The 26903-nt window shown below is 73.0% G+C and carries 20 protein-coding genes and 2 pseudogenes; 13 read left to right on the forward strand and 9 right to left on the reverse strand.

Annotated elements, in window-relative coordinates; genetic code table 11:
- Positions 1–195: 195 nt before the first annotated feature.
- Positions 196–1341 (forward strand): ATP-grasp domain-containing protein, encoded by a 1146-nt coding sequence (locus OHA99_RS04320; protein WP_153176898.1) that lies wholly within the window; start codon positions 196–198, stop codon positions 1339–1341.
- Here OHA99_RS04320 and OHA99_RS04325 read toward each other — a convergent pair.
- The gene (locus OHA99_RS04325) at positions 1334–2671 is read right to left on the reverse strand and encodes a 6-phospho-beta-glucosidase (protein WP_194279855.1); all 1338 of its coding nucleotides are present in this window, start codon (positions 2669–2671) and stop codon (positions 1334–1336) included. The two genes, OHA99_RS04320 and OHA99_RS04325, sit on opposite strands and share 8 nt — an antisense overlap.
- A 350-nt stretch (positions 2672–3021) precedes the next feature.
- On the opposite strand from OHA99_RS04325, the gene OHA99_RS04330 reads away from it, so the two are divergent.
- Positions 3022–4422 (forward strand): glycoside hydrolase family 16 protein, encoded by a 1401-nt coding sequence (locus OHA99_RS04330; protein ID WP_153176899.1) that lies wholly within the window; start codon positions 3022–3024, stop codon positions 4420–4422.
- 96 nt (positions 4423–4518) lie between these two features.
- On the opposite strand, the gene OHA99_RS04335 is transcribed toward OHA99_RS04330, so the two are convergent.
- Entirely contained in the window at positions 4519–5439 is a 921-nt protein-coding gene (locus tag OHA99_RS04335; RefSeq protein WP_153181665.1) for an AraC family transcriptional regulator, read from the reverse strand.
- Between the two features lie 156 nt (positions 5440–5595).
- On the opposite strand from OHA99_RS04335, the gene tkt reads away from it, so the two are divergent.
- From tkt to OHA99_RS04375, 8 genes and pseudogenes are all read left to right on the forward strand, one after another.
- Positions 5596–7692, forward strand: coding sequence for a transketolase (gene tkt, locus OHA99_RS04340; protein ID WP_405694169.1), 2097 nt, complete (start codon positions 5596–5598; stop codon positions 7690–7692).
- Positions 7693–7735: 43 nt separating this feature from the next.
- On the forward strand, positions 7736–8881 hold the full coding sequence (gene tal, locus OHA99_RS04345) for a transaldolase (protein ID WP_153176901.1): 1146 nt from the start codon (positions 7736–7738) through the stop codon (positions 8879–8881).
- Positions 8878–10656 (forward strand): glucose-6-phosphate dehydrogenase, encoded by a 1779-nt coding sequence (gene zwf / locus OHA99_RS04350; RefSeq protein ID WP_405694172.1) that lies wholly within the window; start codon positions 8878–8880, stop codon positions 10654–10656. Before tal ends, zwf begins: the two co-directional genes overlap by 4 nt.
- Entirely contained in the window at positions 10653–11588 is a 936-nt protein-coding gene (opcA, locus tag OHA99_RS04355) for a glucose-6-phosphate dehydrogenase assembly protein OpcA (protein ID WP_054101838.1), read from the forward strand. Before zwf ends, opcA begins: the two co-directional genes overlap by 4 nt.
- Positions 11581–13233, forward strand: a complete 1653-nt coding sequence (pgi, locus tag OHA99_RS04360) for a glucose-6-phosphate isomerase (protein ID WP_405694175.1) — start codon at positions 11581–11583, stop codon at positions 13231–13233. Before opcA ends, pgi begins: the two co-directional genes overlap by 8 nt.
- Before the next feature lies 1 nt (position 13234).
- The gene (gnd, locus tag OHA99_RS04365) at positions 13235–14116 is read left to right on the forward strand and encodes a phosphogluconate dehydrogenase (NAD(+)-dependent, decarboxylating) (protein WP_153176907.1); all 882 of its coding nucleotides are present in this window, start codon (positions 13235–13237) and stop codon (positions 14114–14116) included.
- Between the two features lie 56 nt (positions 14117–14172).
- A pseudogene (locus OHA99_RS04370) lies at positions 14173–15650 on the forward strand (membrane-associated oxidoreductase).
- Between the two features lie 125 nt (positions 15651–15775).
- Positions 15776–17008: a serine hydrolase domain-containing protein gene (locus OHA99_RS04375; RefSeq protein ID WP_366471741.1), complete on the forward strand. Its 1233-nt coding sequence runs from the start codon at positions 15776–15778 to the stop codon at positions 17006–17008.
- Positions 17009–17026: 18 nt separating this feature from the next.
- On the opposite strand, the gene ribA is transcribed toward OHA99_RS04375, so the two are convergent.
- Entirely contained in the window at positions 17027–17689 is a 663-nt protein-coding gene (gene ribA, locus OHA99_RS04380; RefSeq protein ID WP_153176909.1) for a GTP cyclohydrolase II, read from the reverse strand.
- A 65-nt stretch (positions 17690–17754) separates the two neighbouring features.
- Here ribA and OHA99_RS04385 point away from each other — a divergent pair, with 65 nt between their 5' ends.
- On the forward strand, positions 17755–18501 hold the full coding sequence (locus OHA99_RS04385) for a creatininase family protein (RefSeq protein WP_366471386.1): 747 nt from the start codon (positions 17755–17757) through the stop codon (positions 18499–18501).
- A gap of 101 nt (positions 18502–18602) precedes the next feature.
- Here OHA99_RS04385 and OHA99_RS04390 read toward each other — a convergent pair.
- The 5 genes and pseudogenes from OHA99_RS04390 to OHA99_RS04410 all read right to left on the reverse strand — a co-directional run.
- A pseudogene (locus OHA99_RS04390) lies at positions 18603–19478 on the reverse strand (YbhN family protein); the annotation flags it as partial.
- The gene (locus tag OHA99_RS04395; RefSeq protein ID WP_405694179.1) at positions 19451–20527 is read right to left on the reverse strand and encodes a trans-aconitate methyltransferase; all 1077 of its coding nucleotides are present in this window, start codon (positions 20525–20527) and stop codon (positions 19451–19453) included. The pseudogene OHA99_RS04390 and the gene OHA99_RS04395, both read right to left, overlap by 28 nt.
- The gene (locus tag OHA99_RS04400; RefSeq protein ID WP_405698893.1) at positions 20524–21747 is read right to left on the reverse strand and encodes a glycosyltransferase family 4 protein; all 1224 of its coding nucleotides are present in this window, start codon (positions 21745–21747) and stop codon (positions 20524–20526) included. The genes OHA99_RS04395 and OHA99_RS04400 overlap by 4 nt, the downstream gene beginning before the upstream one ends.
- 35 nt (positions 21748–21782) lie before the next feature.
- Positions 21783–22181, reverse strand: a complete 399-nt coding sequence (locus OHA99_RS04405) for a 6-carboxytetrahydropterin synthase (RefSeq protein ID WP_007389023.1) — start codon at positions 22179–22181, stop codon at positions 21783–21785.
- Positions 22182–22296: 115 nt separating this feature from the next.
- Positions 22297–23319 carry a zinc-binding alcohol dehydrogenase gene (locus OHA99_RS04410; RefSeq protein WP_405694182.1) on the reverse strand — a complete coding sequence of 341 codons (1023 nt, stop codon included), beginning with the start codon at positions 23317–23319 and terminating at the stop codon, positions 22297–22299.
- Positions 23320–23428: 109 nt separating this feature from the next.
- Between OHA99_RS04410 and OHA99_RS04415 the strand changes: the two genes are divergently transcribed.
- On the forward strand, positions 23429–24214 hold the full coding sequence (locus OHA99_RS04415; protein ID WP_405694185.1) for a CDP-alcohol phosphatidyltransferase family protein: 786 nt from the start codon (positions 23429–23431) through the stop codon (positions 24212–24214).
- Between the two features lie 202 nt (positions 24215–24416).
- Positions 24417–25580 carry a hypothetical protein gene (locus OHA99_RS04420; protein ID WP_405694188.1) on the forward strand — a complete coding sequence of 388 codons (1164 nt, stop codon included), beginning with the start codon at positions 24417–24419 and terminating at the stop codon, positions 25578–25580.
- Between the two features lie 54 nt (positions 25581–25634).
- On the opposite strand, the gene OHA99_RS04425 is transcribed toward OHA99_RS04420, so the two are convergent.
- Positions 25635–26903, reverse strand: a complete 1269-nt coding sequence (locus OHA99_RS04425; protein WP_405694191.1) for an MDR family MFS transporter — start codon at positions 26901–26903, stop codon at positions 25635–25637.

Consider the following 26903-nt stretch of genomic DNA (forward strand, 5'->3'; position numbering starts at 1 on the left):
CGCGGAGGCAGCCGCACGGCCGGGCCGAGGCATCCGTGTGACGCGCGTTGCGCTCGGGGCCACGCGTACCCCTATGATCGCCCCAACACCACCGCCACGCCCCATTCCTCGCGCAGAGCGGCTCGGTGACCCTCCAAACCCCTGGCCGGGCACGGCCCGCTTCGCCCTGCCCGCGAACCCTGGAAGGCGGCTTGCATGGCTTCTCCCGTACGCGTCTGGCTCAACCGCACGTACGCGGAGAACGTCTTCTTCATTGATCAGCTCCGGAGAAATCCCGCCGACCGGGCCGTCGAGATCCATGCCACGCACGGCGATCCGGACTCCCCCGTGCTGGCCGCCGCGGACACCGCCGACCTGGAGCCGGAGGGCCTGTCCCCCGCGGGGTACGTCGAGTACGCGCTGGACCAGTGCGCGCGGCGCGGCATCGACGTGTTCGTGCCCCGGCTGCACCAGTCGGCGGTCGTGGCGCACCGCGCGGAGTTCGAGGCGGCGGGTACGGCCCTGCTCGCGCCGTCGCCGGAGGCGGTGGCCCTGTTCGGTGACAAGGTGATCGCCTACGAGGCGGTCCGGGCCGTCGGCGTGCCGGTGCCGCCGTGGTGGCGGGTCCGCACGGCCGAGGAGCTGGTCCACGCGGTGGAGGAGCTGGAGGCGGGCGGCGACCGGGCGTGCTTCAAGCCGGCGTCCGGCGCGGGCGGTGTGGGCTTCCGGATGGTCACCCGGGATCCCTTCTCCCTCGCGCAGCTGAACGGCTTCCCGAGCCCGACCGTGCCGCTGCCCCTGGTCGTCGAGGCGCTGCGGGCGGCCGAGGAGCCCGTGGACTGGCTGGTGATGCCGCGCCTGGAGGAGCCGGAGGTCTCGGTGGACTGCCTCACCGGGCCCGACAACCGGGTCCGTCTCGCCGTGGGCCGCACCAAGAACGGCCGCCGCCGCGGGTTCACCCTGCACGAGCAGTGGCTGGCACCGGCGCGGCGGATCGCCGAGACGTTCGGGCTGCACCACCTGTCCAACGTGCAGTTCCGGATGTACGGCGACCGGCCGGTCCTGATGGACGTCAACACCCGCCCGGCCGGGGGGCTGCACCAGCTGGCGCTGTGCGGCGTCAACGCGCCGTGGGCGGCGGTCCGGCTGGCGCTCGGGGACGACCCGGGTCGGCTGGAGCCGCCGTTCCTGGGGCAGGACTACGCGGTGGTGTCCGGGCCGCGTCCCCTGCGCCCGGTGTCGGTGCCCGGCCAGCGCCCGGACCTCTCGGCCGTCCCGGCCCCGACGCCCGTACCGGAACCGGGACGGCCGGCTTCGGCCGCGCAGGCGGCGGCGACCTCCGCGCCGGTGGGGCTCACCTGAGGTAGGCCAGCCCCGGGTGCACGGCCCGGTAGCCGTCGACGAGGCGGCGGGCGACGTCGACCGAGTCGACGAGGGGGTGCAGGGCGAAGGCCCGTACCGCCGCCGCGCGGGAGCCGGTCCCGGCCGCGGTCAGGACGTCGCGCTCGACGGCCTTGACCGCGCAGACCAGGCCGGTGGCGTGGTCCGGCAGCGGGTCGACGGCCATCGGGTGGGCGCCGTTCGCGTCGACCAGGCAGGGGACCTCGATCACCGCGTCGTGGTCGAGGACGGAGAGCGTGCCGCGGTTGCGGACGTTGAGGATCAGAGTGGCGCGTTCGTCGCGCGCGACGGCCCGCATCAGCGCCAGCGCCACCTTCTCGTAGCCCCCGGACAGGTCCTCGGCCTCGCGTTCGCCGGCGCCCGCCGTCTCGCGGTTCTCGGCCATGTAGGTGGCCTCGCGTTCGGCGCGAGTGCGGTCCCAGGTGGCCAGGGCCGGGGCGTCGGGACGGCGCATCTCGTCGTAGAAGCGGGCCTGCTGGTCGCGCAGGAACGCGCCGCGGGTGCGGTCGGCCTCCTGGTAGGCGCGGACGGTCTCCCGGTTGAAGTAGTAGTAGTGCAGGTACTCGTTGGGGATCGCGCCGAGGGAGCGCAGCCACTCGGGGCCGAAGAGCCGGCCCTCCTCGAAGGAGCCGAGCAGCCCCGGGTCGGCGAGCAGCCGCGGGAGTTCGTCGCGTCCGTCGACGCGCAGGCCGCGCAGCCAGCCCAGGTGGTTGAGGCCGACGTAGTCGACGAAGGCGCGGTCCGGGTCGGCGCCCAGCACGTGGGCGACGCGGCGGCCGAGTCCGACCGGCGAGTCGCAGATGCCGATGACGCGGTCGCCGAGGTGCCGGGACATGGCCTCGGTGACCAGTCCCGCCGGGTTGGTGAAGTTGATGACCCAGGCGTCCGGCGCCAGCCGCGCCACCCGGCGGGCGATGTCGACGGCGACCGGCACGGTCCGCAGCCCGTACGCGATGCCGCCCGCGCCGACCGTCTCCTGCCCGAGGACGCCCTCGGCGAGCGCCACCCGTTCGTCGTCGGCCCGCCCCTGGAGGCCGCCGACGCGGATCGCGGAGAACACGAAGTCGGCGCCGCGCAGCGCCTCGTCCAGGTCGGTCGTCGCGGTCACCTCCGGCGCTCCGGGCACCGGGGCCGCCTGCTCGGCCAGTACCCGGGTCATCGCCGTCAGGCGGGACGCGTCCGTGTCGTACAGGACGACGTCGCTCACGCGTCCCTCGGCGCGGTCCCCGAGCAGCGCCCCGTACACGAGCGGCACGCGGAATCCGCCGCCGCCCAGCATCGTCAGCCTCACGTCCGCACCCTTCCGTCGCCGGCCGCACTCCCGTCCGGCGCCGATCATGGCACGGCGGGGTGCCGGCTCGCGTGCACTGGACCGGCGCCCGGACATCCCTCCTCACCGGGGCCGGAGCACGCGCCCGGCCCGGCACTTTCGTGACGTTCACGACGTTCACGGGCTGAACTCCCCTGCTCCGCAAGGACTTTCTCGGCTTCACCTCTTGACGGCGGAGGCGGCCGGGAGCACATTGGCCGCACTCTGAGAGCGCTCTCAAAGGCAAGCCCTCCTCACCCGGAGTCCCCAGAGGCCCCGGAGCGCGCTCGGGCGTACCGCTTCCCACTCCCGCATCGAGAGGCGACCCCCACATGAGTCAGACATCCGGCAACCCGCCCAGACGCCGGCCGCTGCGCCGGGCGCTGGTGGCCGTCGTCGGCACGCTCGGTCTCGCCGCGGCGGCGACGGCCGTGACCGGTCCGTCGGCGGGCGCGGCCGTGCCCCCGCCCCCGTCCGGCTGGACGCAGGTCTTCGCCGACGACTTCGACGGCGCGGCCGGCTCCGGCGTGAACACCGCGAACTGGCAGTACGACACCGGCACCTCGTACCCCGGCGGCCCCGCCAACTGGGGCACCGGCGAGATCGAGACGATGACGTCGTCCCCGGACAACGTCTCCCTCGACGGCAGCGGCAACCTGCGCATCACCCCGCGGCGCGACGGCGCCGGCAACTGGACCTCGGGCCGCATCGAGACCAAGCGCGCCGACTTCGAGCCCCCGGCCGGCGGCACGCTGCGCGTCGAGGCCCGCATCCAGGTCCCGAACGTCACCGGGGCGGCGGCCAAGGGCTACTGGCCGGCGTTCTGGATGCTCGGCGCGCCCTACCGGGGCAACTACTGGAACTGGCCCGGTGTCGGCGAGATCGACATCATGGAGAACACCCAGGGTCTCAACACGGTGTGGTCCACGCTGCACTGCGGCACCTCCCCCGGCGGCCCCTGCAACGAGACCAGCGGTATCGGCGGCAACACCCCGTGTCCCGGCGCCACCTGCCAGGCGGGCTTCCACACCTACCGGGTGGAGTGGGACCGTTCCACGAGCGTCGAGGAGATCCGCTTCTCCGTCGACGGCAACAACTTCCACACCGTCCGCGAGAACCAGGTCGACGCGACGACCTGGGCGAACGCCACGAACCACGGCTACTTCATCATCCTGAACGTGGCGATGGGCGGCGGCTTCCCGGACGCCTTCGGCGGCGGCCCGGACGGCGGCACCCAGCCCGGCCACTCCATGCTCGTGGACTACGTCCAGGTGCTGTCGGCCGATGGGAGCGGTACCACGCCGCCCCCGACCGGTGGCGACCGTGACGCCTACAGCGCCATCGAGGCCGAGTCGTACGACGCCCAGTCCGGCACGATGACCGAGGGCAGCTCGGACTCGGGCGGCGGGAGCAACCTCGGCGCCCTCGCGAACGGCGACTGGGTGCAGTACAAGGGCGTGAAGTTCGGTTCGAGCGCGGCGACCCAGTTCAAGGCCCGGGTGGCGAGCGGTGCGGCCGCCGGGGTCAGCGGTCTGGTCGAGGTGCGCCTGGACAGCCGTTCCAGCACGCCGGTCGGCAGCTTCGCCGTGGGCAACACGGGCGGCTGGCAGTCGTGGCGCACGATCCCGGCGAACATCACCCCGGTGACCGGCACCCACGACGTCTACCTGACCTTCACCAGCGGCCAGCCCGCCGACTTCGTGAACGTGAACTGGTTCGGCTTCGGTCACTGAGCGGCATCCGGCCCCCGCAGGAGGGCGCAAGGGCCCCACGCGCCGTGGGGCCCTTCGTCGCGTGGGGCCCTTCGTCGCGTCCGGGGACCGGTCCGCTCAGCGCAGCTCCGCCCGGAAGGCCGCCGGCGTCTGGTCCGTGTGCTGCTGGAAGAACTTGGAGAAGTTGGCCGCGTCCGGGAAGCCGACGGCCGCGCCGACCCGGCCGATCGGCATCTCGGTGTGGGCGAGGAGCCGCTTGGCCTCCAGGACGACGCGCTTGTCGATGAATCCCTTGGGCGTCTCGCCGGTGGCGGCGCGCACCGCGCGGACCAGGGTGCGGCGGGAGTAACCGAGCGCGTCGGCGTAGGCGCTGACGCTGTGGTTGGTGGCGAAGCCCCGCTCGACCGCGTTCCGGAAGAGGGTGAAGGTGGTGTCCCCCGGCGCGTCCGCCCTTCCTTCCCGCGCGGAGCCGGCCGCCAGGTGCGCCAGGCGCAGCAGGAACGCGGACAGCGTGTGGCGCAGCACGGCGGTGTGCAGGCTCAGCGGCAGGGTGGCCGCGTCCTCGTACTCGCGCCGCAACTGGTCGAGCGCCGCCGTGAGTCCGGCGAGGCGCGCCTCGTCGGGGTGGAGCAGCGGCGGCAGGTCGTAGCGGTAGAGGCCGGTGGCCTCGACGGTGGCGCGGGGCAGGAAGCCGGGCTGCATGGTGAGCACCGTTCCGCGGTACTCGCTCCCGGGCGCGAAGCGGTGGACCTGTCCGGGACGGATCCACAGCAGATCGCCGGCCGACGCCTCGTACTCGGCGAAGTCGATCATGTGACGGACCGGGCCGCCGGTGAAGAGCATGACGATGTGGAAGTCGATGCGGTGCACGCGGTGCAGCGGGGCGTGCGCGTGCCAGGTGCGGCCGGCGCCCATGGGCCCGACCTGCATGCCGACTCCGAGGAGGCTGAGATCGACCGGGAAGGGAAACGTTCTGATCCCGTCACCGCCGTCGGCGCTCCGGCCGTCGCCACCGTCTTGGATGTTTTCGTCCGCCATGTCCTTCTCGCGCCGTCCCGCCGTGCGCCCCGCGGCCGGGGCGTGTCCCAGTTTCACCACAGGCTGGCACACCTCGACCTTCACTCCCAAAAGTCAGACTTTTAAGTTTGAACACGTCAGACCAGCTACTCCGCTCCGATCGAGGATTTCTTGAAGATGAGCACGCAGTCGAGCAAGCAGACAGTGGACAGCGCGGACCGCTTCGAATGGACCGAACTCGACCGGCGTGCCGTCGACACCGCCCGTGTCCTCGCGGCCGACGCCGTGCAGAAGGTGGGGAACGGCCACCCCGGCACGGCGATGGCCCTCGCCCCGGCCGCGTACACGATCTTTCAGAAGGTGATGCGTCACGACCCCGCCGATCCCGAGTGGACCGGCCGTGACCGCTTCGTCCTCTCCCCCGGCCACACCTCGCTGACCCTCTACACCCAGCTCTTCCTGGCCGGGTACGAGGTGGAGCTGGACGACCTCAAGGCCTTCCGCACGCACGGCTCGAAGACGCCGGGCCACCCGGAGTACGGGCACACGGCGGGCGTGGAGACCACCACGGGACCGCTGGGCCAGGGTGTGGCCAACGCGGTGGGCATGGCGATGGCCGTCCGCTACGAGCGCGGCCTGTTCGACCCGCAGACGCCGGAGGGCGAGTCGCCCTTCGACCACACGATCTGGGCGATCGTCAGCGACGGCGACCTCCAGGAGGGCGTCTCCGCCGAGGCGTCGTCGATGGCCGGCCACCAGAAGCTCGGCAACCTCGTCCTCCTCTACGACGACAACCACATCTCCATCGAGGGCGACACCGCGACCGCGTTCTCCGAGGACGTGCTGAAGCGGTACGAGGCCTACGGCTGGCACACGCAGCGCATCGAGCCCGCCGAGAGCGGCGACGTGGACGTGCACGCGCTGCACGCGGCGCTGACGGCGGCGAAGGCCGAGACCGGGCGCCCCTCCATCATCGCCATGCGCACGATCATCGCCTGGCCCGCCCCGAACGCCCGGAACACCGAGGCCTCCCACGGCTCCGCCCTCGGCGCGGACGAGGTCGCCGCCACCAAGCGCGTCCTCGGTTTCGACCCGGAGCGGTCCTTCGAGGTCTCCGGCGAGGTCCTCGCCCACACCCGCCGGGCCCTGGACCGGGGCGCGGAGGCGCACGCCGCCTGGGACAAGCGGATCGCCGCCTGGCGCGACGCCGCCCCCGAGCGCGCGGCCCTCTTCGACCGCGTGGTCGCCGGCCGGCTGCCCGAGGGCTGGGAGGACTCCCTGCCGGTGTTCGAGACCGGCAAGGCGGTCGCCACCCGCGCCGCCTCCGGCAAGGTCCTCCAGGCGCTCGGCCCGGTGCTGCCCGAACTGTGGGGCGGCTCCGCCGACCTGGCCGGCTCGAACAACACGACCATCGACAAGACGTCGTCCTTCCTCCCGGCGGGCAACCCGCTTCCCGAGGCCGACCCGTACGGCCGCACCGTGCACTTCGGCATCCGCGAGTTCTCGATGGCCGCGGAGATGAACGGCATCGCCCTGCACGGCAACACCCGGATCTACGGCGGCACCTTCCTGGTCTTCTCCGACTACATGCGCAACGCGGTCCGCATGTCCGCGCTGATGCAGCTGCCGGTGACGTACGTGTGGACGCACGACTCCGTCGGCCTCGGCGAGGACGGCCCCACCCACCAGCCGGTCGAACACCTGGCCTCGCTGCGCGCGATCCCCGGACTCAACGTGGTCCGCCCCGCCGACGCCAACGAGACCGCGACCGTGTGGGCGGAGATCCTCCGCCGCCACTCCACCCACCCGGCACCGCACGGTCTCGCCCTCACCCGCCAGGGCGTACCGACCTACGCGCCGGACCCGGACGCGGCCCGCGGCGGGTACGTCCTCGCCGACGCCTCCACCGGCGCCCCGGACGTCGTCCTGATCGCCACCGGCTCCGAGGTGCAGCTCGCGATGGCCGCGCGGGAGGCTCTGGAGGCCGAGGGCACGGCCACGCGCGTGGTGTCGATGCCGTCCGTGGAGTGGTTCGAGGAGCAGCCCCGCGCGTACCGCGAGAGCGTGCTGCCGCCGTCCGTGCGGGCCCGGGTGGCCGTGGAGGCCGGGATCGGTCTGACCTGGCACCGGTTCGTCGGGGACGCGGGCCGCATCGTCTCCCTGGAGCACTTCGGCGCCTCCGCCGACGCCAAGACCCTGTTCACCGAGTTCGGCTTCACCGCCGAGCACGTGGCCGCCGCCGCCAGGGAATCCCTGGCCGCCGCCTGCGGCTGAGCCCCCTGCGAACCCTGCGAACCCCGCGAAGCAGAAAGAGAAGATGATCACTGTGACCGAAGCAACCGCGACCGCGGGAGCACTGCGGCGCCTGGCCGACCAGGGCGTGTCCGTCTGGCTGGACGACCTGTCGCGGCGGCGGATCGAGTCCGGCAACCTCGCCGAGCTGATCCGGACGAAGAACGTCGTCGGCGTCACCACCAACCCGTCGATCTTCCAGGCCGCCATCGGCTCGGGCGAGGGCTACGAGGAGCAGCTCGCCGACCTCGCGACCCGGGGCGTCACCGTCGACGAGGCGGTCCGCATGATGACCACCGCCGACGTCCGCGCCGCCGCCGACGTACTGCGCGAGGTGTACGACGCCACCGGCGGCCGGGACGGCCGGGTCTCCATCGAGGTCGACCCGCGGCTGGCCCACGACACGCGGGCCACCGTCGCCGAGGCGCGGCAGCTCGCCTGGCTGGTCGACCGCCCCAACGTGATGATCAAGATCCCGGCGACGAAGGCCGGGATCCCGGCGATCACCGAGGTCATAGGCGCCGGTATCAGCGTCAACGTCACGCTGATCTTCTCCCTGGAGCGCTACCGCGAGGTCATGGACGCCTACCTCGCCGGTCTGGAGAAGGCGCAGGCGGCCGGGACCGACCTGGCCGGCATCCACTCGGTCGCGTCCTTCTTCGTCTCCCGCGTCGACAGCGAGATCGACAAGCGCCTGACGCTGCTCGCCACGGACGAAGCGCTCGGCCTGCGCGGGAAGGCCGCGCTGGCCAACGCGCGCCTGGCCTACGAGGCGTACGAGAACGTCTTCGCGGGCGACCGGTTCACCGCCCTCGCGGGGGCCCGCGCCAACCCCCAGCGTCCCCTGTGGGCGTCGACCGGGGTGAAGGACCCGGCATTCCGGGACACCCTGTACGTGGAGGAGCTGGTCGCTCCCGGCACCGTGAACACGATGCCGGAGGCCACCCTGGACGCCGCCGCCGATCACGGCGAGGTCCGGGGCGACACGGTCACCGGCGGGTATGCCCAGGCCCGGGCCGACCTCGCGGCGGTGGAGCGGCTCGGCGTGTCGTACGACGAGGTGGTGGAGCAGTTGGAGCGAGAGGGCGTGGCGAAGTTCGAGGCGGCCTGGGACGACCTGCTCGCCGCCGTGACGAAGTCCCTCGACAGCAAGGGAGTTGACGGGGAATGAGCGAGGAGCATCCCGCTACGGCGGTCCAGGAGACCAAGGCGACGAAGGAAGCCAAGGAGGCCCGGGCGGCCCAGGAGGCGGCGGGACCGCTGCACGCCGAGGAGGCCGAGGAGGCCCGCGCCGCCGGGGCGGCGAAGGCGGCCGGCCGGGCGAAGGCTCCCCGGGGCGGGAAGAAGTCCGCGACGGACCGTGCCGCCAAGGGGGCGAAGGGCAAGGGCGCGGCCGGAGCGGGCGTCGAGCCGGCGGCACCGCTCGACTGGAGCAATCCGCTGCGCGATCCGCAGGACCGCCGGCTGCCCCGGATCGCCGGCCCCTCCGGGCTGGTCATCTTCGGCGTCACCGGCGACCTGTCCCGCCGCAAGCTGATGCCGGCCGTGTACGACCTGGCCAACCGCGGCCTGCTGCCGCCGGGCTTCTCACTGGTCGGCTTCGCCCGCCGGGACTGGGAGGACCAGGACTTCGCCCAGGTGGTGCACGACGCGGTCAAGGAGCACGCGCGCACGCCGTTCCGCGAGGAGGTCTGGCAGCAGCTCTCCGAGGGCATGCGGTTCATCCCCGGCGACTTCGACGACGACAACGCGTTCGAACAGCTGCGCAAGGCCGTCGAGGAGCTGGACGCCTCCCGCGGCACCAGCGGCAACTACGCCTTCTACCTCTCGGTGCCGCCGAAGTTCTTCCCGAAGGTCGTGCAGCAGCTCAAGAAGCACGGGCTGACCGACGCCCCGGACGGTTCCTGGCGCCGCGCGGTGATCGAGAAGCCGTTCGGCCACGATCTGGACAGCGCCCGCGACCTGAACGCGCTGGTCCACGAGGTGTTCGATCCGGAGCAGGTCTTCCGCATCGACCACTACCTGGGCAAGGAGACCGTCCAGAACATCCTGGCGCTGCGCTTCGCCAACCAGATGTACGAGCCGATCTGGAACCGGTCCTACGTCGACCACGTGCAGATCACGATGGCCGAGGACATCGGCATCGGCGGCCGGGCCGGCTACTACGACGGCATCGGCGCCGCCCGTGACGTCATCCAGAACCACCTGCTCCAGCTGATGGCGCTGACCGCCATGGAGGAGCCGGCCGCCTTCGACGCGCGGTCGCTGCTCACCGAGAAGCTCAAGGTGCTGCGGGCCGTGCGGCTGCCCGACGACCTGGGCGGGCACACGGTGCGCGGGCAGTACGCGGGCGGCTGGCAGGGCGGCGCGCAGGTGCCCGGCTATCTGGAGGAGGAGGGCATCGACCCGGCCTCCACCACCGACACCTACGCGGCGATCAAGCTCGGCGTCGACAACCGCCGCTGGGCCGGCGTCCCCTTCTACCTGCGCACCGGCAAACGTCTGGGCCGCCGGGTCACGGAGATCGCGGTCGTCTTCCAGCGCGCTCCGCACTCCCCCTTCGACTCCACGGCGACGGAGGAGCTGGGCGAGAACGCCATCGTCATCCGCGTCCAGCCGGACGAGGGCATGACGGTGCGCTTCGGTTCCAAGGTGCCGGGCACGTCGATGGAGATCCGGGACGTGTCGATGGACTTCGCGTACGGCGAGTCCTTCACCGAGTCCAGCCCGGAGGCGTACGAACGGCTGATCCTGGACGTTCTTCTGGGGGACGCCAACCTGTTCCCGCGCCACCAGGAGGTGGAAGAGTCCTGGCGGATCCTCGACCCGATCGAGGAGTACTGGGCCTCGCACGACAAGCCCGCGCAGTACGCGTCGGGCGGCTGGGGACCCCGGGAAGCCGACGAGATGCTCGCACGAGACGGACGGAGCTGGCGCAGGCCATGAGGATCGACCTGACCGACACCACGGCAAGCAAAATCAACAAGGCGTTGGTGCAGGGCCGCCGGGCCATCGGCACCCCGGCCGTGGGCATGGTGCTCACGCTGGTCATCGTCACGGACGAGGAGAACGCCTACGACGCGATCAAGGCCGCCGAGGAGGCCTCGCACGAGCACCCCTCGCGCACCCTGGTCGTCATCAAGCGCCACCCGCGCAATCTGCGCGACCGCACCCGCTCGCACCTCGACGCCGAGGTCCGGGTCGGCTCGGAGGCCGGCACCGGCGAGACCGTCGTCCTGCGCATGTACGGCGAGGTGTCCGAGCACGCCGACTCGGTGGTGCTGCCGCTGCTGCTGCCGGACGCGCCGGTGGTCGTGTGGTGGCCGGTGGAGGCGCCGGACAACCCCGCGAAGGACCCGCTGGGCGCGCTGGCCCAGCGCCGGATCACCGACCTCTACACGGTCGAGCGGCCGATGGAGGTCCTGGAGCGCCGGGTCCGCGCGTACGCGCCCGGCGACACCGACCTGGCCTGGACCCGGCTGACGCTGTGGCGCTCGATGCTGGCGGCGGCCCTGGACCAGGCCCGGGTACCGGTGACCTCGGCGGTCGTGGAGGCCGAGGCGGACAACCCGGCCGCCGAGCTGCTGGCCCGCTGGCTGGAGGCCCGCCTGGGTGTCCGCGTGGACCGCGTGATCACCGACGGGCCGGTCGTCACGGCCGTCCGGCTGGGCACGGCGAACGGCGAGATCGTCGTCGACCGTCCGGAGGGCCCGCTCGCCACGATGACCCTCCCCGGGCAGCCCCCGCGCTCCGTCGCCCTGAAGGTGCGCCCCACCTCCGAACTGATCGCCGAGGAGCTCAGGCGCCTCGACGCCGACGAGATGTACGCCGTCGCCCTGCGCGGCGAGGCCGGCAAGGAGACCCCTGTCCATGTCTGACACCCCGAAGCTCAGCCAGCGTCCTCAGTGGACCGCCCTCGCGGACCACGCCAAGGGCACGCTGCCCCACCCGGACCTGCGTGAGCTCTTCGACCGGGACCCCGGGCGGGCGGAGCGGTACGTCGTGCGCGTCGGCGACCTGCGCATCGACTACTCCAAGCACCTGGTCACCGACGAGACGCTGGCCCTGCTCCAGGAACTGGCCGCCGCGACCGACGTGTTCGGGCTGCGCGACGCGATGTTCCGCGGTGAGCGCATCAACATCACCGAGGACCGGGCCGTGCTGCACACGGCGCTGCGCGCCCCGCGCGACGCGGTGATCGAGGTCGACGGCGAGAACGTCGTCCCCAAGGTGCACGCCGTGCTCGACAAGATGGCCGGCTTCGCCGACCGGGTCCGCTCCGGCGAGTGGACCGGCCACACCGGCCGGCGCATCAGGAACGTCGTCAACATCGGCATCGGCGGCTCGGACCTGGGCCCCGCGATGGCCTACGAGGCGCTGCGCGCCTTCACCGACCGCTCGCTCACGATCCGCTTCGTCTCCAACGTGGACGGCGCCGACCTGCACGAGGCGGTCCGCGACCTGGACCCGGCCGAGACACTGTTCGTCATCGCCTCCAAGACCTTCACCACCATCGAGACGATCACCAACGCCACCTCGGCGCGCTCGTGGCTGCTGGACGGGCTGGGGGGCGACGAGAAGGCGGTGGCCAAGCACTTCGTGGCGCTGTCGACGAACGCCGAGAAGGTCTCCGGCTTCGGCATCGACACGGCGAACATGTTCGAGTTCTGGGACTGGGTCGGCGGCCGCTACTCCTTCGACTCGGCGATCGGGCTGTCCCTGATGATCGCCATCGGCCCCGACCGCTTCCGGGAGATGCTCGACGGCTTCCGCATCGTCGACGAGCACTTCCGCAACGCCGAGGCCCCGGCCAACGCGCCGCTGCTCCTCGGCCTGTTGGGCGTCTGGTACGGCGACTTCCTGGGCGCGCAGTCGCATGCGGTGCTGCCGTACTCGCACTACTTGTCGAAGTTCACCGCCTACCTCCAGCAGTTGGACATGGAGTCCAACGGCAAGTCCGTCGACCGCGACGGGAACCCCGTGGAGTGGCAGACGGGGCCGGTGGTGTGGGGCACGCCGGGCACCAACGGGCAGCACGCGTACTACCAGTTGATCCATCAGGGCACCAAGCTGATCCCCGCCGACTTCATCGGCTTCGCCCGGCCGGTGGGCGAGCTGAGCGACGAGCTCAAGGCCCAGCACGACCTGCTGATGGCCAACTTCTTCGCCCAGACCCAGGCCCTCGCCTTCGGCAAGACCCCGGACGAGGTCCGCGCCGAGGGAGTGCCGGAGGAGCTGGTCCCGCACAAGACCTTCCGCGGCAACCACCCCACCACGACCGTCCTGGCCGCCGAGCTGACCCCGTCCGTCCTCGGCCAGCTGATCGCGCTGTACGAGCACAAGGTGTTCGTCCAGGGCGCGATCTGGAACATCGACTCCTTCGACCAGTGGGGCGTCGAACTCGGCAAGGTGCTCGCCAAGCGCGTCGAACCGGCCCTCACCGAAGGCGCGGACGTGCCCGGCCTCGATCCGTCCACGGCCGCCCTGGTGGCGGCCTACCGTGAACTGAAGGAAGTGCACTGACATGCAGATCGGTCTCGTTGGTCTCGGCAAGATGGGCGGCAACATGCGCGAGCGCCTGCGCAACGCCGGCCACACCGTCGTCGGATACGACACCAACCCCGAGCGGGCCGACGTCGACAGCCTGGTCGAGCTGGTCGACCGGCTGGAGCGGCCGCGCGCGGTCTGGGTGATGGTCCCGGCCGGCGCCGCCACCCAGCACGTCGTCGACCAGCTGGCGACCCTGCTCAAGCCCGGCGACACGGTCATCGACGGCGGCAACTCCCGCTGGACGGACGACGAGAAGCACGCCGAGGAGCTGGGCAAGCGCGGCATCAACTTCGTCGACGCCGGCGTCTCGGGCGGCGTGTGGGGGCTGAAGAACGGCTACGCGCTGATGGTCGGCGGCGAGAAGGAGCACGTCGACGACCTCAAGCCGATCTTCGACGCGCTCAAGCCCGACGGCCCCTACGGCTACGTCCACGCGGGCAAGGTCGGTGCCGGGCACTTCTCCAAGATGGTCCACAACGGCATCGAGTACGCCATGATGCAGGCCTACGCCGAGGGCTGGGAGCTGCTGGAGAAGGTCGACTCCGTGGACAACGTCCGCGAGGTCTTCCGCTCCTGGCAGGAGGGCACGGTCATCCGGTCCTGGCTCCTCGACCTGGCGGTCAACGCCCTGGACGAGGACCACCACCTGGAGAAGCTGCGCGGGTACGCGGACGACTCCGGCGAGGGCCGCTGGACGGTGGAGGCCGCGATCGACAACGCGGTGCCGCTGCCCGCGATCACGGCCTCCCTCTTCGCGCGGTTCGCGTCCCGCCAGGACGACTCGCCGCAGATGAAGATGATCGCCGCGCTGCGCAACCAGTTCGGCGGCCACGCCGTGGAGTCGGCCGAGAAGTAGGCCGCGCCGAGCGCGCGTTGACGTGATCGGCCGGTTCGGGTCAGAGTCCCTCCCTGATGGAGATCAACGACCTGACACCGGCCGAGTCGCGTCTGTGGCGCGCGTTCGCCTCGGGCACCGACGTGGACTTCCGTGCCGCCGGCCCCGCCCCGGCGGACTCCGACGACCCCGCCGGCGGCGGCACCTGGGGGCCCGAACGGACCGTGCGCGCGAGCGTGCTGCGCTCCCTGCTCCTGGACGGCCCGCGGGAGGAGGGCCGGGTCGCCGCGCTCAGTCTCGCCGGGGCGCGCGTCACCGGGCAGTTGGACCTTCAGTACGCGACGGTCGACCACCCCGTGCGCCTGCGGCACTGCCACTTCGACGAGGCACCCAGGTTCTACGGGGCCCGGCTGCGCGAGCTGAACCTGAGCGAGTCCGTGCTGCCCGGGCTGATCTCGCACGCCGTGCGGGTGGAGGGCGTACTGCGGCTGACCCGGTGGCCCGGTTCGACGGCATGGTGCGGCTCGCGGGGGCGGAGATCACGGGCAGCCTCTACCTGGAGGGCACCCGCATCCAGGCACCGGAGACCGAGGGCCCGGTGCTCCAGCTCAACCAGGCCGTGCTGGGCGCCGACCTGTGGGCGCCGGGGATGCGCACGGTCGGCGAGGTCAGGCTCACCGGTGCCCGGGTGGCGGGCACGGTCAATCTCAACGACACGGTGCTCGACCGGCCGGGCGGCACGGCGCTCCAGGCCGAGACCCTCGCGGCCGAGGCCGACGTGCTGATGCGCCGCGCGGACGTCCGGGGCCGTCTCGAGCTGCGCGGCGCCCGCATACCCGGCCGGCTGGACCTGTCGCACGCCGACCTGGCCAACCCCGGGGGCACCGCGCTGCGCGCCAGCAGTTGTGTGATCGGCGAACTGTGGCTGCGGGAGGGCCCGGTGGTGCGGGGCACGCTCAACCTGCGCCGCACCCAGGTGGACGTGCTGTTCCTCCAGCCGGAGATGGTGCCGGCCTGGGTCCAGCTCAACGACCTCACCTACACGTCGCTGATCCCGCACGAGCCCGCCGGGCGACGGCTGCCGATGCTGGAGAAGGGCGACGCCTACCTCCCCTTCACCTATGAGCAGTTGACCGCCTCATACCGCCGGATCGGCGACGACGACGCGGCCCGGCTGGTCCAGCTGGCCAAGCAGCGCCGCCAGCGGCGCACCCTGCCCTGGTACGGCCGCCTGTGGGGGCATCTCCAGGACGTCGCCGTCGGCTACGGCTTCCGTCCGCTGCGCGCGGGCGGTTGGCTGCTGTCGCTGCTCGCGGTCGGCTCGGTCGCGTACGGCCTGCATCATCCACCGCCGCTCAAACCGGCCGAGGCCCCGGACTTCAACCCGGTGTTCTACACGCTGGACCTGCTGCTGCCGGTGATCTCCTTCGGCCAGGAGAGCGCCTTCGCGCCCGAGGGCGGGTACCAGGCCCTGTCGTACATCCTGATCCTCATGGGCTGGATCCTGGCCACCACCGTCGTCGCCGGTGTGACCCGCACCGTCAGCCGCCAGTGAAGCCCGCACCCGAGCGCCGGCCGCGAGCCGACGCGTCCCGGGTTCCGGGGGTGCGCGCGTTCCGGGTGCGCGAGTGCGGGGTATGCCAGACCCACCCCGAAGAACGATCAAGGAGAGCGATGGCGATGCCACCCCTGCGGCAGGAGATCGACGCGGGTGCGGCCGGGCTGGACACCGAGGCGCTGGACCGGCTCGACCTGCACTTCACCCGGCAGGTCGACGAGGGCCGGCTGCCGGGGTTCCTGGTCGCCGTCGCGCGCGGCGGCCGTGTCGCCCATCTGACCGTGCACGGGCTGCGGGACGTCGCGGCCGGACTCCCGGTGACGGCCGGCACCCTGTGGCGGATCTACTCCATGACCAAGCCGGTCACCGCTGTGGCCGTGCTGACTCTGGTGGAGGAGGGCCGGCTGTCGCTGGACGACCCCGTGGACCGGTATCTGCCGGCCTTCGCCGAGCCGCGCGTGTACGTCGAGGGGAGCGGGGCGGACGTCGTCACCCGGCCGGCCGCCGGTCCGGTGCGCGTGCGTCACCTGCTGACCCACACGGCGGGGCTGACGTTCGGCTTCTACCACTCCCACCCCGTCGACGCGCTGTACCGGGCGGCCGGTGTGGAGTCGTCGGTGCGGCCGGGCGCCGGCCTGGCCGAGACGGTCGACCTGTACGCGCGCCTGCCCCTTCAGTTCGAGCCGGGCACCGAGTGGAACTACTCGGTCGCCAGCAATGTGCTCGGACGGCTGGTCGAGGTGGTGTCGGGGCGCCCGCTCGACGCGTTCTGCGCCGAGCGGATCTTCGGACCGCTCGGCATGACGGACACCGGGTTCCACGTCACCGACGCGCAGGCGGACCGGCTGGCCGAGCTGTACGGCGAGACGGAGGACGGCGGCATCGTCCCGGTCCCCGGGCTGCCGCTGCGGGGTGGTCGGCCGCGGTTCCTGTCCGGCAGCGGCGGCCTGGTCTCGACCGCCCACGACGTGCACCGCTTCGCGGAGCTGCTGCGGCGCCGCGGCACACTCGACGGCGTCCGGCTGCTCGCCCCGGCGACGGTGGACCTCATGACCCGCAACCACCTGCCCGGCGGCGCCGACCTGCGCTCCTTCGGCAGCCGCCCGGCGCACGACGAACCCGGCAACGACGGCGTCGGCTTCGGCCTCGGCGTCTCCGTGGTGACCGACCCGAGCCGCACCCGGTCGCCCTCCGGGCTCGGGACGTACGGGTGGAGCGGAGTGGCGACGACCACCTTCTGGGTCGACCCGGGCCGTGATCTGACGGTGCAGTTCATGACCCAGGTGCGGCCCAGGTCCTCGCACGCGGTCTATCCGGACCTGAAGAGGCTCGTGCACGAGGCCGTCACGGACTGACCCCGCCGCCCTCGGCGGTCAGGACGGCACGTGCGCCATCGCGTCCAGGTGGGGCAGGTGGTGGTCGAGGCGTTCCCGCTTGGTGCGCAGGTACGTGATGTTGGACTCGCACGGCGGTATCAGCAGCGGCACCTGCTCGGCGACCCGGATGCCGTGCCGCACCAACGCCTCCCGCTTGCGCGGGTTGTTGGACATCAGGCGCACGGACCGCACCCCGAGGTCGTCGAGGATCCGGGCCGCGACGCCGTAGTCCCGGGCGTCGACGGGCAGGCCGAGGGCGAGGTTCGCCTCCACCGTGTCCAGCCCCTCCGCCTGCAACGCCATCGCGCGCAGCTTGGCGAGCAGCCCGATGCCGCGCCCCTCGTGGCCGCGCAGGTAGACCACGACGCCGCTGCCCGCGTCGGCCACCTGCCGCAGCGCGGTGGCGAGTTGGGCGCCGCACTCGCAGTGCTGGGAGCCGAAGGCGTCGCCGGTCAGGCACTCGGAGTGCAGCCGGGTGAGCACGCCCTCGGCGCCCGGGTCGCCGTGGACGAGGGCCACTTGCTCGTCGCCGCGTTCGTGGTCGACGTAGCCGTACGCCCGGAAATGCCCGTAGACGGTGGGCAACGGTGTCACCACGACCCGCTCCACGTCCGTGCGCTGCGATGCCTTCTTGCCGAGTACACCAATTTTTTCTGTCATGATTCTCGCGTTCCTCAACAGATTGCTCAACCGATTGCTCAACCGAGATGAAAGGCCGTGCGGAAATGGATGTTTCACTGGTGCCGGCGGACACGAGCGAAGACGTGCGCGAGCGCGGCGCCGAGGTCGCGGTGCTGCCGGTGGGGAGTTACGAGCAGCACGGCCCGTACCTGCCGCTGGCGACCGACACCCTCGTCGCGTGCGCCGTCGCCCGCGAACTGGCCGACGCGTATCCGGTGCGGCTGCTGCCGCCGGTGACGATCGGCTGCTCGCACGAGCACGCGGACTGGCCCGGGACCGTCAGCGTCTCCTCCGTGACCCTGCACGCGGTGGTGCGGGACATAGCGGACTCCCTGCGCCGCTCGGGTGTCGACGCCCTGGTCGTGGTCAACGGACACGGCGGGAACTACGTACTGGGCAACGTCGTCCAGGAGTCCTCCGCACGCGGTGAGCGGATGGCGCTGTTCCCGGCCGCGGAGGACTGGGAGACGGCGCGGCAGCGGGCGGGGGTGGCCACGTCGCTGCTCACCGACATGCACGCGGGGGAAATCGAGACCTCCATTCTTCTGCACGCGCACCCCGAATTGGTCCGGCCCGGTTACGAGGCCGCCGATTTCGTCGCGGACGACCGGCGTCATCTGCTCTCCCTCGGTATGTCCGCCTATACCGCTTCCGGTGTCATCGGGCGCCCTTCACTGGGATCGGCGGAAAAGGGGAAGGAACTGCTGGCGGGCCTCGCGGATTCCTTCGCGGAATGTTTCGCACTGCTGACGGCGGTGACGGTCACCGTGTCCGAGGACGAGCGCGCGTAGCGCACGGTCCGCCGGCGGGCGACGAGGACGACGGCGCCGGGCAGGCTCGCCGCGAGGCTGAGCACGCCGTACACCACCGCCACGCCGAGGCCGGTGCCCGCACCGAGCCCCGCCGCGCCGAACGCCCAGGCGGTCACGCCCTCCCGCGGGCCCCAGCCGCCGACGTTCAGCGGCAGCCCCATGGCGAGCAGGGCCAGCACGGCCAGCGGCGTGAGCACGGCGACGGAGGCCCCGCTGCCGGCCACCCGGGCGGCGAGCACGAACATCGCGAGGTGCCCGGCGAGTACGACGACGGAGGAGCCCGCGACGCCCGGCAGGTTCCGCCGGGACAGCAGCCCCGCCCGCGCCTCGCCGAGCACCGCCCGCAGGGCCCGCGCCCGGCGCGCGGGGGCCCGGCCTGCGGGCGCCCGGCGTGGGAGGGTCGGTTCTGCCGGCGTCCGGTTCATGCGCAGGGCGAGGACGACGGCGAGCGCGCCGAGCAGGGCCAGGGCCACGAGGGGCGCGAGGCGCCGGGCCCCGGCCAGCACCGGGGACGGCATCGTGAGCAGTACCGCGACCCCGACTCCCATCAACGCGACCTGCCCGGCGACCCGTTCGAGGACGACGGCCCGCACGCCCCGCCCCAGGTCGCCGGCGCTCTGCCCGTGCCGCACCGCGCGGTGCACGTCACCGAGGACGCCGCCGGGGAGGGCGGCGTTGAGGAAGAGCGAGCGGTAGTAGTCGGCGACGGCCGGTCCGAGCGGCAGCCGGATACGCAGCCCCCGGGCCACCAGGGCCCAGCGCCAAGCGCTGAACACGGTGGTGACCAGCCCGATCCCGAGCGCCGCCAGCACCGTGGGCGCGTCGATCCGGCGCAGCCCGTCCAGGAAGGCGCCGGTGCCGAGGCGCCACACGAGCACGGCGAGGACGGCGGTGCCGGCAAGGGTGCCGAGGTGGGTGCGCAGGGCGCTCACGACACCCCGCCCGTCGGCCGGCACAACGCCAGCAGGTCGGTGTGGTGGACGACCACACGCAACTCCCCGGTTGCGCAGGCCGCGAGACGCTCGTCCAGGTACCGGGCGGCCCGCTCACGCAGTGCCGGTCGCCGTTCCACGGCCGCTCCGACCCAGCCCCGCAGCCACTGGGCGGTGAGTCCGGCCTCGTCGGGGCCCAGCCGCCAGGGGCTGGGGTGCGCGCGTACGGTGGCGCCGTGTCCGGCGAAGGCCTCGGCGGCCGCGGTGACCGCGTCCGGTCCGAGCATGCCGGTACCCCGCTGGTGGTCGTTGAACGCCTCGGTGATCTCCGCGTCGAGGGGGTGCGCGGGGGCGAGATCGACGTGTCCGGCGACGGAGAGGGTCAGCAGCGCCGGACAGCCGGCCCCGGCACAGGCGGCGGCCAGGTTGCCGACCTCCTCGGCGGTGAGGACGTCGAGCAGCGCCGACGCGGTCACCAGCGCGGCGCCGGCCAGCGCGTCCGGGGTGAGGCGGGCGAGGTCCCCGCGCCGGGTCTCGACGGTGACGCGGCTGCCGTCGGCGGCGGTGCGCGGGGCGGCGACGGCGGCGAAGTGCAGGAGGTACGGGTCGCGGTCGTGCAGCACCCAGTGCTGGGCACCGTCGAGGCGCGGGGCGAGCCAGCGCCCCATCGATCCGGTGCCGCAGCCCACGTCGTGCACCACGAGCCCGTCCGCCCGCCGGGGCAGGTTGGCGAGCCTGATCCGCAACGGGTCGAGCAGGTCGTGCGCCCGCGCGGCGGCGTCGGCGGGCTCCCGGAGGCGCAGCCACTCGGGGGCGTAGCGCGGCGGTTCGCCGGCGGCGTCCTCCCGCGCCGTCGCGCCGCCGAGGCGGACGGTGGCCCGCTCGCCGGAGGAGCGTCCGGTGGGGCCGGCGCCGGGGACGACGGTACTCGCGGCGTCCGTGGCGTCGGTGACAACAGTGCCGTCGGTGACGTCGGTGCCGTCGGTGGCGTTGACGGCGTCGGGCGCGTCCTGGGGGCCCGGCTGGGCCGGGATGAGGCTCGCGGCCGGTGCGGGCGGCTTCCTCGGGTTCATGCCGCCCTCCTCGGTTCGCCCGGCAGCCGGTGCAGTACGCCGGCCAGGCTCTGGGCCGTGCTCGCCCAGCCGTTCAGGGCGGCGCGGCGGCCGCGGGCGGCGGACTTCAGCCGGCGTCGTACGTCGGCCTCGCCGAACCATCCGCGCAGCTCGGCGGCGAGCGCGACGGGGTCCTCCGGCGGGACGAGGATGCCTGGCACCCCTCCGTCGGGCGCGCGTCCGACCGCCTCCGGGAGGCCGCCGACGTCCGTGGCGAGTACGGGGATGCCGCGTGCGAGGGCCTCGGTGACCGCCATGCCGTAGGTCTCGGCGTAGGAGGTGAGGACCATGAGGTCGGCGGTGGCGTAGGTGGCGTCCAGTTCGGCGCCGGCCCGCGGCCCGGCGAGTACCAGCCGCTCCTCGAGACCGTGCCGCGCGATCAGCTCCCGCAGCCGCTCGACGTACCCCGGGTCCTGTCCGAGCCCGCCGACGCACACGCAGCTCCAGGGCAGGTCGGCGACGGCCGCCAGCGCCTCCACCAGCCGGTGCTGCCCCTTGCGGGGCGTGACCGCGGCGACGCACACCAGCCGTGAGACGCCGTCGGTGCCGGGTGCGAGGGGCGCGATGTCGGCGCCGGGGGCGGCGACGTGGACGCGGGCCGGGTCGAGACCGTGGTGGGAGACGAGGCGGCGCACCGCCCAGTCGCTGGTGGCGACGACGGCCGGGACGGCGCGCAGTACCGTGCGTTCGCGGGCGTCCAGTTCGGCGGCCACGGCGGGGTCGAGACCGGTCTCGTCGCCGAGCGGGAGGTGCACGAGCACGGCCATGCGCAGCCGCTCGGCCTCCGGTACGACGATCTCCGGCACCCCGCAGGCGACGAGGCCGTCGAGGAGGACGACCGCGCCGTCCGGCAACCGCCGCAGCAGGCGGGCGAGTTCCGTGCGGGCGGCGTCGTCCGGCCGGGGCCAGTCGCCGGGCACGGGCAGCCCCCGTACCCGCCAGCCGAAGCCGGACAGGTCGAGCCGGACCCGCCGGTCGTAGGCGTTGCCGCCGCTGGGGGCGGCCGGGTCGTCGACGCCGCCCGGCATGACGAAGTGCACGGAGCGCAGGGACATGGGGACGATCCCGCCGTTCCTCGGGCCGGGGACCGGGGCCGGCCCCGACTGCGGTGTCGTGGACGTCTGCGCGGGGACGTAGCCGAGCCGGGTCCGCCCGGCGGTGGGGCCGGCCGTCGGCTCCACGGATGTGCCGGCCGTCGGCTCCACGGATGTGCCGGTCACAGCGCACGCTCGTAACTCGCCCAGGCGACGTGCGACTCGTGCAGCGTGACGGTGAGCCCGGCCAGGCCCCTCGCCCCCTCCCCGAGCGCCCCCTTGTGCACGCGCTCGGCGAGCCGGTCGGCGACGACCTTGGCGAGGAACTCGGTGGACGTGTTGACGCCGGCGAAGTCGGGCTCGTTGTCGAGGTTGCGGTAGTTCAGTTCGGCGACGACGGCGCCCAGTTCCCGGGTGGCGAGGCCGATGTCGACGACGATGTTGTCCTCGTCCAGCTGCTCGCGCCGGAAGGTGGCGTCCACCAGGAACGTCGCTCCGTGCAGGCGCTGCGCGGGCCCGAAGACGTCGCCGCGGAAGCTGTGGGCGACCATGATGTGATCGCGGACGGTGATGCTGAACAACGGACGACCCTCCAGGTGTGGCACGTCTGGTACCCCGCCGATCGCTGCACGGGGTGCCGTCTATTACGGCTGGAGACCTGCCCCCGTTCAGTGGGCCGTACGTCTTTCCTCAAGGTCAGGCGCCGCTGCGGGCGTCCGCGCCGGTCTCCTCCCCGTTCCGCTCCCCGTCGTAGCGGATCCGATGACACAGTGCGGGAATCCCGCCGGAGGCCAACCGGGGCATCAGCTCGGGCAGTTCGGCGAACGCGGACTCGCCGGTGACGAGGGCGTCGAGAGCCGGGTCGGCGAGCAGTTCGAGGGCGAGGGCGAGCCGGTCGGCGTACCCGCGGGTGGCGGCGCGGGCCGGGGAGACGGTGCCGACCTGGCTGCCGCGCAGGGTCAGGCGCCGGGAGTGGAAGGCCTCCCCCAGCGGCAGGGCGACGCGCCGGTCGCCGTACCAGCTCAGTTCCACGACGGTGCCCTCGGGCCTCAGCAGCTCCAGCGACCGCGTGAGCCCCGCCTCCGTCGCGCTGGCGTGCACGACGAGATCGCGGTCACCGGCGGCGTCGGCCGGGGCCGCGAAAGCCACGCCGAGTGCACCCGCGACCTTCGCCCGGCCGGGATCGGCGTCGACCAGTTCCACGCGGACGCCCGAGTATCGGGCCAGCAGGGCGGCCACCGAGCAGCCGACCATGCCGCCGCCGACCACGGTGACCCGGTCGCCGATCAGCGGCGCCGCGTCCCACAGCGCGTTGACGGCGGTCTCGACGGTGCCGGCGAGCACGGCCCGCCCGGCGGGGACGGAGGGCGGCACCGGCGTCACGGCGGCGGCGGGAACGACGTAGCGCGTCTGGTGCGGATACAGACAGAACACGGTGCGCCCGACGAGCCGCTCCGGCCCCTCCTCCACCACACCGACGTTGAGGTAGCCGTACTTCACCGGCCCGGGGAAGTCGCCGTCCTGGAACGGCGCGCGCATCACCGTGTGCTGGTTCGCGGGCACCCGGCCGCCGAAGACGAGGGTCTCGGTGCCCCGGCTCACCCCGCTGAAGAGCGTCCGCACGAGCACGTCGTCCGGGCCCGGCACCGGCAGCTCCACCTCACGGATCGCGCCCGCGCCCGGCGCCTCGAGCCAGAACGCACGTGCCCTGCGTGTCATCGGAACTCCTCCTGAACGATCGGGAAGCCACCCACGTACCGAGGGATGCACAAGCCGCGCACAAGGTAGCGGCGTTGATCGACTCTGTCACACGGCCGGAGGATGTTCGGTGGCCCTGATCAACCTGAACCACACGGACGACGCGTACGACGTCTGTGCCGCGAGGTCCGTTCAGCAGGAGACGGCGGTGGGAGCGGGCGCGCAGCTCGTGCTGCTGGCGCTGCTCGGCACCGCGATCGGCATCGGCACGGCGGGCTGGCTGACCGGCCTCGCCTTCGCGTTCGCGAGCTGGGCGGTGCTCTCCCGCGCGCTGCACCGGTCCCGGCCCCGGTCGTTCGGTCCGGCCAACCGGGTCACCCTGGGGCGGGCCACCCTGGTGGGCGGCGTCACCACCCTGGTCGCGGACTCCTTCCGCGACGCCCCGCCCGTCCCCCTCCTCGTCGGCCTGACGACCGTGGCCCTCGTCCTGGACTGCGTGGACGGCAAGGTCGCCCGCCGCACCGGCACGTCCACCGCGCTGGGCGCGCGCTTCGACATGGAGGTCGACGCGTTCCTCATCCTGGTGCTCAGCGTGTACGTCGCGGCGGACCTGGGCCCGTGGGTGCTCTTGATCGGCGGCATGAGGTACGTGTTCGTGGCCGCGGCCCGGGTCCGGCCGTGGCTGACCGCCCCGCTGCCGCCGAGCACGGCCCGCAAGACGGTGGCCGCGCTCCAGGGCGTGCTGCTCCTCCTCGCGGGCGCGGACCTGCTGCCGCGCGCGGCCAACGCCGGGGTGGTGGCGGTGGCGCTGGGTCTGCTGGTGTGGTCCTTCGGGCGGGACGTGCGGTGGCTGTGGCGGCGGTCGCGGGTGCCTGCCACCACCGCCCGGGTGGCACCGGAACTCGTCGCTCACTGAGCCGCCCGGGACGCCTGCGACCACGAGTTGCCGGGCCGGCTCGCTCCTGGCCACGGGTTCGTCGCGGCGGCGGTCGGGCCACGTGCCGGACTGGCCGACGTCCCACTGGGTATACCCCGGTCCAGACGGGACTCCTGTCGGGTTGCCGGACGCGGCGCGGGAGCCCGTGGTGCCAGTTGCGCACGGGGAGGGAGGGCATGTCGTGGATGCCCCGGACGTGGTCTCGGAAGTCCTGCACGTCCTGGCCCAGGGGGCGGACGGTGCCTTGTCGACAGCAGGCGGCACGGCGGCGCAAACGCTGATCGCAGCGCTCCGGGAACGGCTGGGAGGCGCAGAGGAGGACCGCACCACGCTGGACACGTTCCTGGGAAACCCGGACGATGCGGCGGTCACGGCTGCGGTGCGGGCGATCCTGGAGCGGGAGGTGGCCGCCGACCCCGGCTTCGGCCGGCGTCTCAGAGCCCTTGCCGACGCGAGCACCGAGCGGCCGCCGCAGTCGATCACGGGCAGTGTGGTGATCAGTGGCGGGGCCAGAGTCGGCCGCAACCAGATCTCGCTGGGCCCCCTGACCGTCAACCACAACGGGCAGGGCTGGTGGCTCCTCGCCGTGCTCGCCGTCGCCCTCGTGGTCCTGGTCGCCCTGGCCGGGTACGGCGGCGTTCGCGTGTTCACCGACGGCAACGGGGGAACGAGGCCGAACACCTCGGGGGCGGGGCCGGGCACCCCGAGCCACGAGGGTACGAAGCCGCCCGCCGCCGAGCCGTTGCCCCCCAATCGGACGACGGCCGACGCGATCCTCCCCGACCGGGTGGCCCTGGAGGGAACGTCGTTCGCGAGTCTGCCGGGTGACTACTTTCCCGACGGTGAACGCAGCGGCTACGAGGGCACGATCTGCGCGGAGCATCCCAAGCCCTGCGCCGATCGCGTACGAGCCGGGGCCTCGGCGGGCTACTCCCCCAACGACATGTCGGAGGAGACGGGGTGGCACGCCGAGCTCGAGGTACTGGTCCACGCGTCCGAGGCCGGCGCCGAGCAAACCTTCGACGCGCTGGTGGAAGCCTTCGGGAACGACGCCTCGACCGGCTTCAGGCCGGACCCTTCGGCATACACCCCACCCGCAGGGGCACAGCTCGGCGACGAGATCGCGGACTACAGGGTCGTCTGGGAGGGGCAGGACATCGGGATCATGTGCATGATGCGCCGCGGGCCGTACGTCGCCCTGATCGACCAGGAGAAGGACGGCTGGGCCGCGGTCATGGACAACGAGACGCAGACGCAGCTGAACACCCTGATGCTGCGCCGCATGAACGAGGCGCTGTCCGGTGACACGCCGCACGCCGCACTGCGCGACGTACAGAGTGCATGAACGGGAAGGCGGCCGGCGCGGTGGGCGGTACGGCGGGCGGTGCGGTGCGGCGGGTCAGTGCCGCACCCGGGGCAGCGCCCCCACCGCCACCAGCGGTACGGCGGCCAGCACCAGCCACGGCACCGCGACCGGCAACCCGGTGTCCAGCAGCAGCCCAGTGGCGGAACTGCCGGCCAGCACAATCACCCCGGAGACCGAGGACAGCGCCCCCGTGTACAGCCCGAGGCGCCCCTCCTCGGCGAGGTCCGGCACCCAGGCCCGGGCGACGGGCGCGACGAGCATCTGCCCGAGGGTGAGCAGGACGACGAACCCGGCGGCGGGCAGCAGCCCACCCGTGCCCGTCCACCCCGCGGGCCGCGCAAGCCCGACGACGGCGAACCCGACGGCGATCAGCAGCAGCCCCGCCACCATCGACCGGCGCGGCGCCAGCCGCTCCCCCGCCCACCGGGTCACCGGCAACTGCGCGGTCACCACCAGCAGGGACGACAGGGCGAACAGCCAGGCCAGGGGGGCCTGCGAACCGGCGGCCCGCTCCACCTCGGCGGGCAGGGCGAGGTAGAGCTGGTTGTAGGCGAGCAGGTAGGCGCCGTAGGCGCAGCACAGCGCGAGGAAGCGCCGGTTGCGCAGTACGAGCCGGGCTCCGCCCTTGACCCGGACCTGGACCCGCCCCGGGATGCGCTGCGGCAGCAGCCGGGCGTGCCCGGCGAGGACCAGCACGAAGACCCCGGCCCCGGCGAGGCAGGCCGTACGGAAGTCGACGGCGAGCAGCAGCGCACCCAGCAACGGCCCGACGAAGGCACCGGCCTGCCCGGCGACGGTGAACAGCGCGAGCACCCGCGTCCGGTCCCCGCCCCCTTCCTCCTCCCACACGACGGCCTGCCGGGCGACCTCGGACTCGACGGCCGGCGAGAAGAGCGCGGCGGCGAACCCGATCAGCAGGACGGCACCGACGACGGCCCAGGTCCGCTCGGCGAACCCGAGCCATGCGAACCCGGCGATCCGCAGCACGCACCCGGCGAGCACGACGGGCCGGATGCCGTACCGGTCGGCGAGCGCCCCGCCGACCACGAAGAGCCCCTGCTGGCTGAAGGTCCGCAGCCCGAGCACGAACCCGACCAGCCACCCCGCCATGCCGACGGACTGCCCCAGGTGCTCGGACAGGAAGGGCAGGACTGCGAAGAAGCCGATGTTGAAGGCGAGTTGGGTGAGGATGAGCAGCCGGAGCAGCGGGGAGAGCGTGGTGAACACGGTGAGCCGTGGGGTGCGACGGCCGGACGCCTGCACGGGCCGTCGGGGCGGCCGCCCGGTGGGTGCGGAGGTCAT

The sequence above is a fragment of the Streptomyces coelicoflavus genome, assembly GCF_045041415.1.
GTDB lineage: Bacteria > Actinomycetota > Actinomycetes > Streptomycetales > Streptomycetaceae > Streptomyces > Streptomyces coelicoflavus.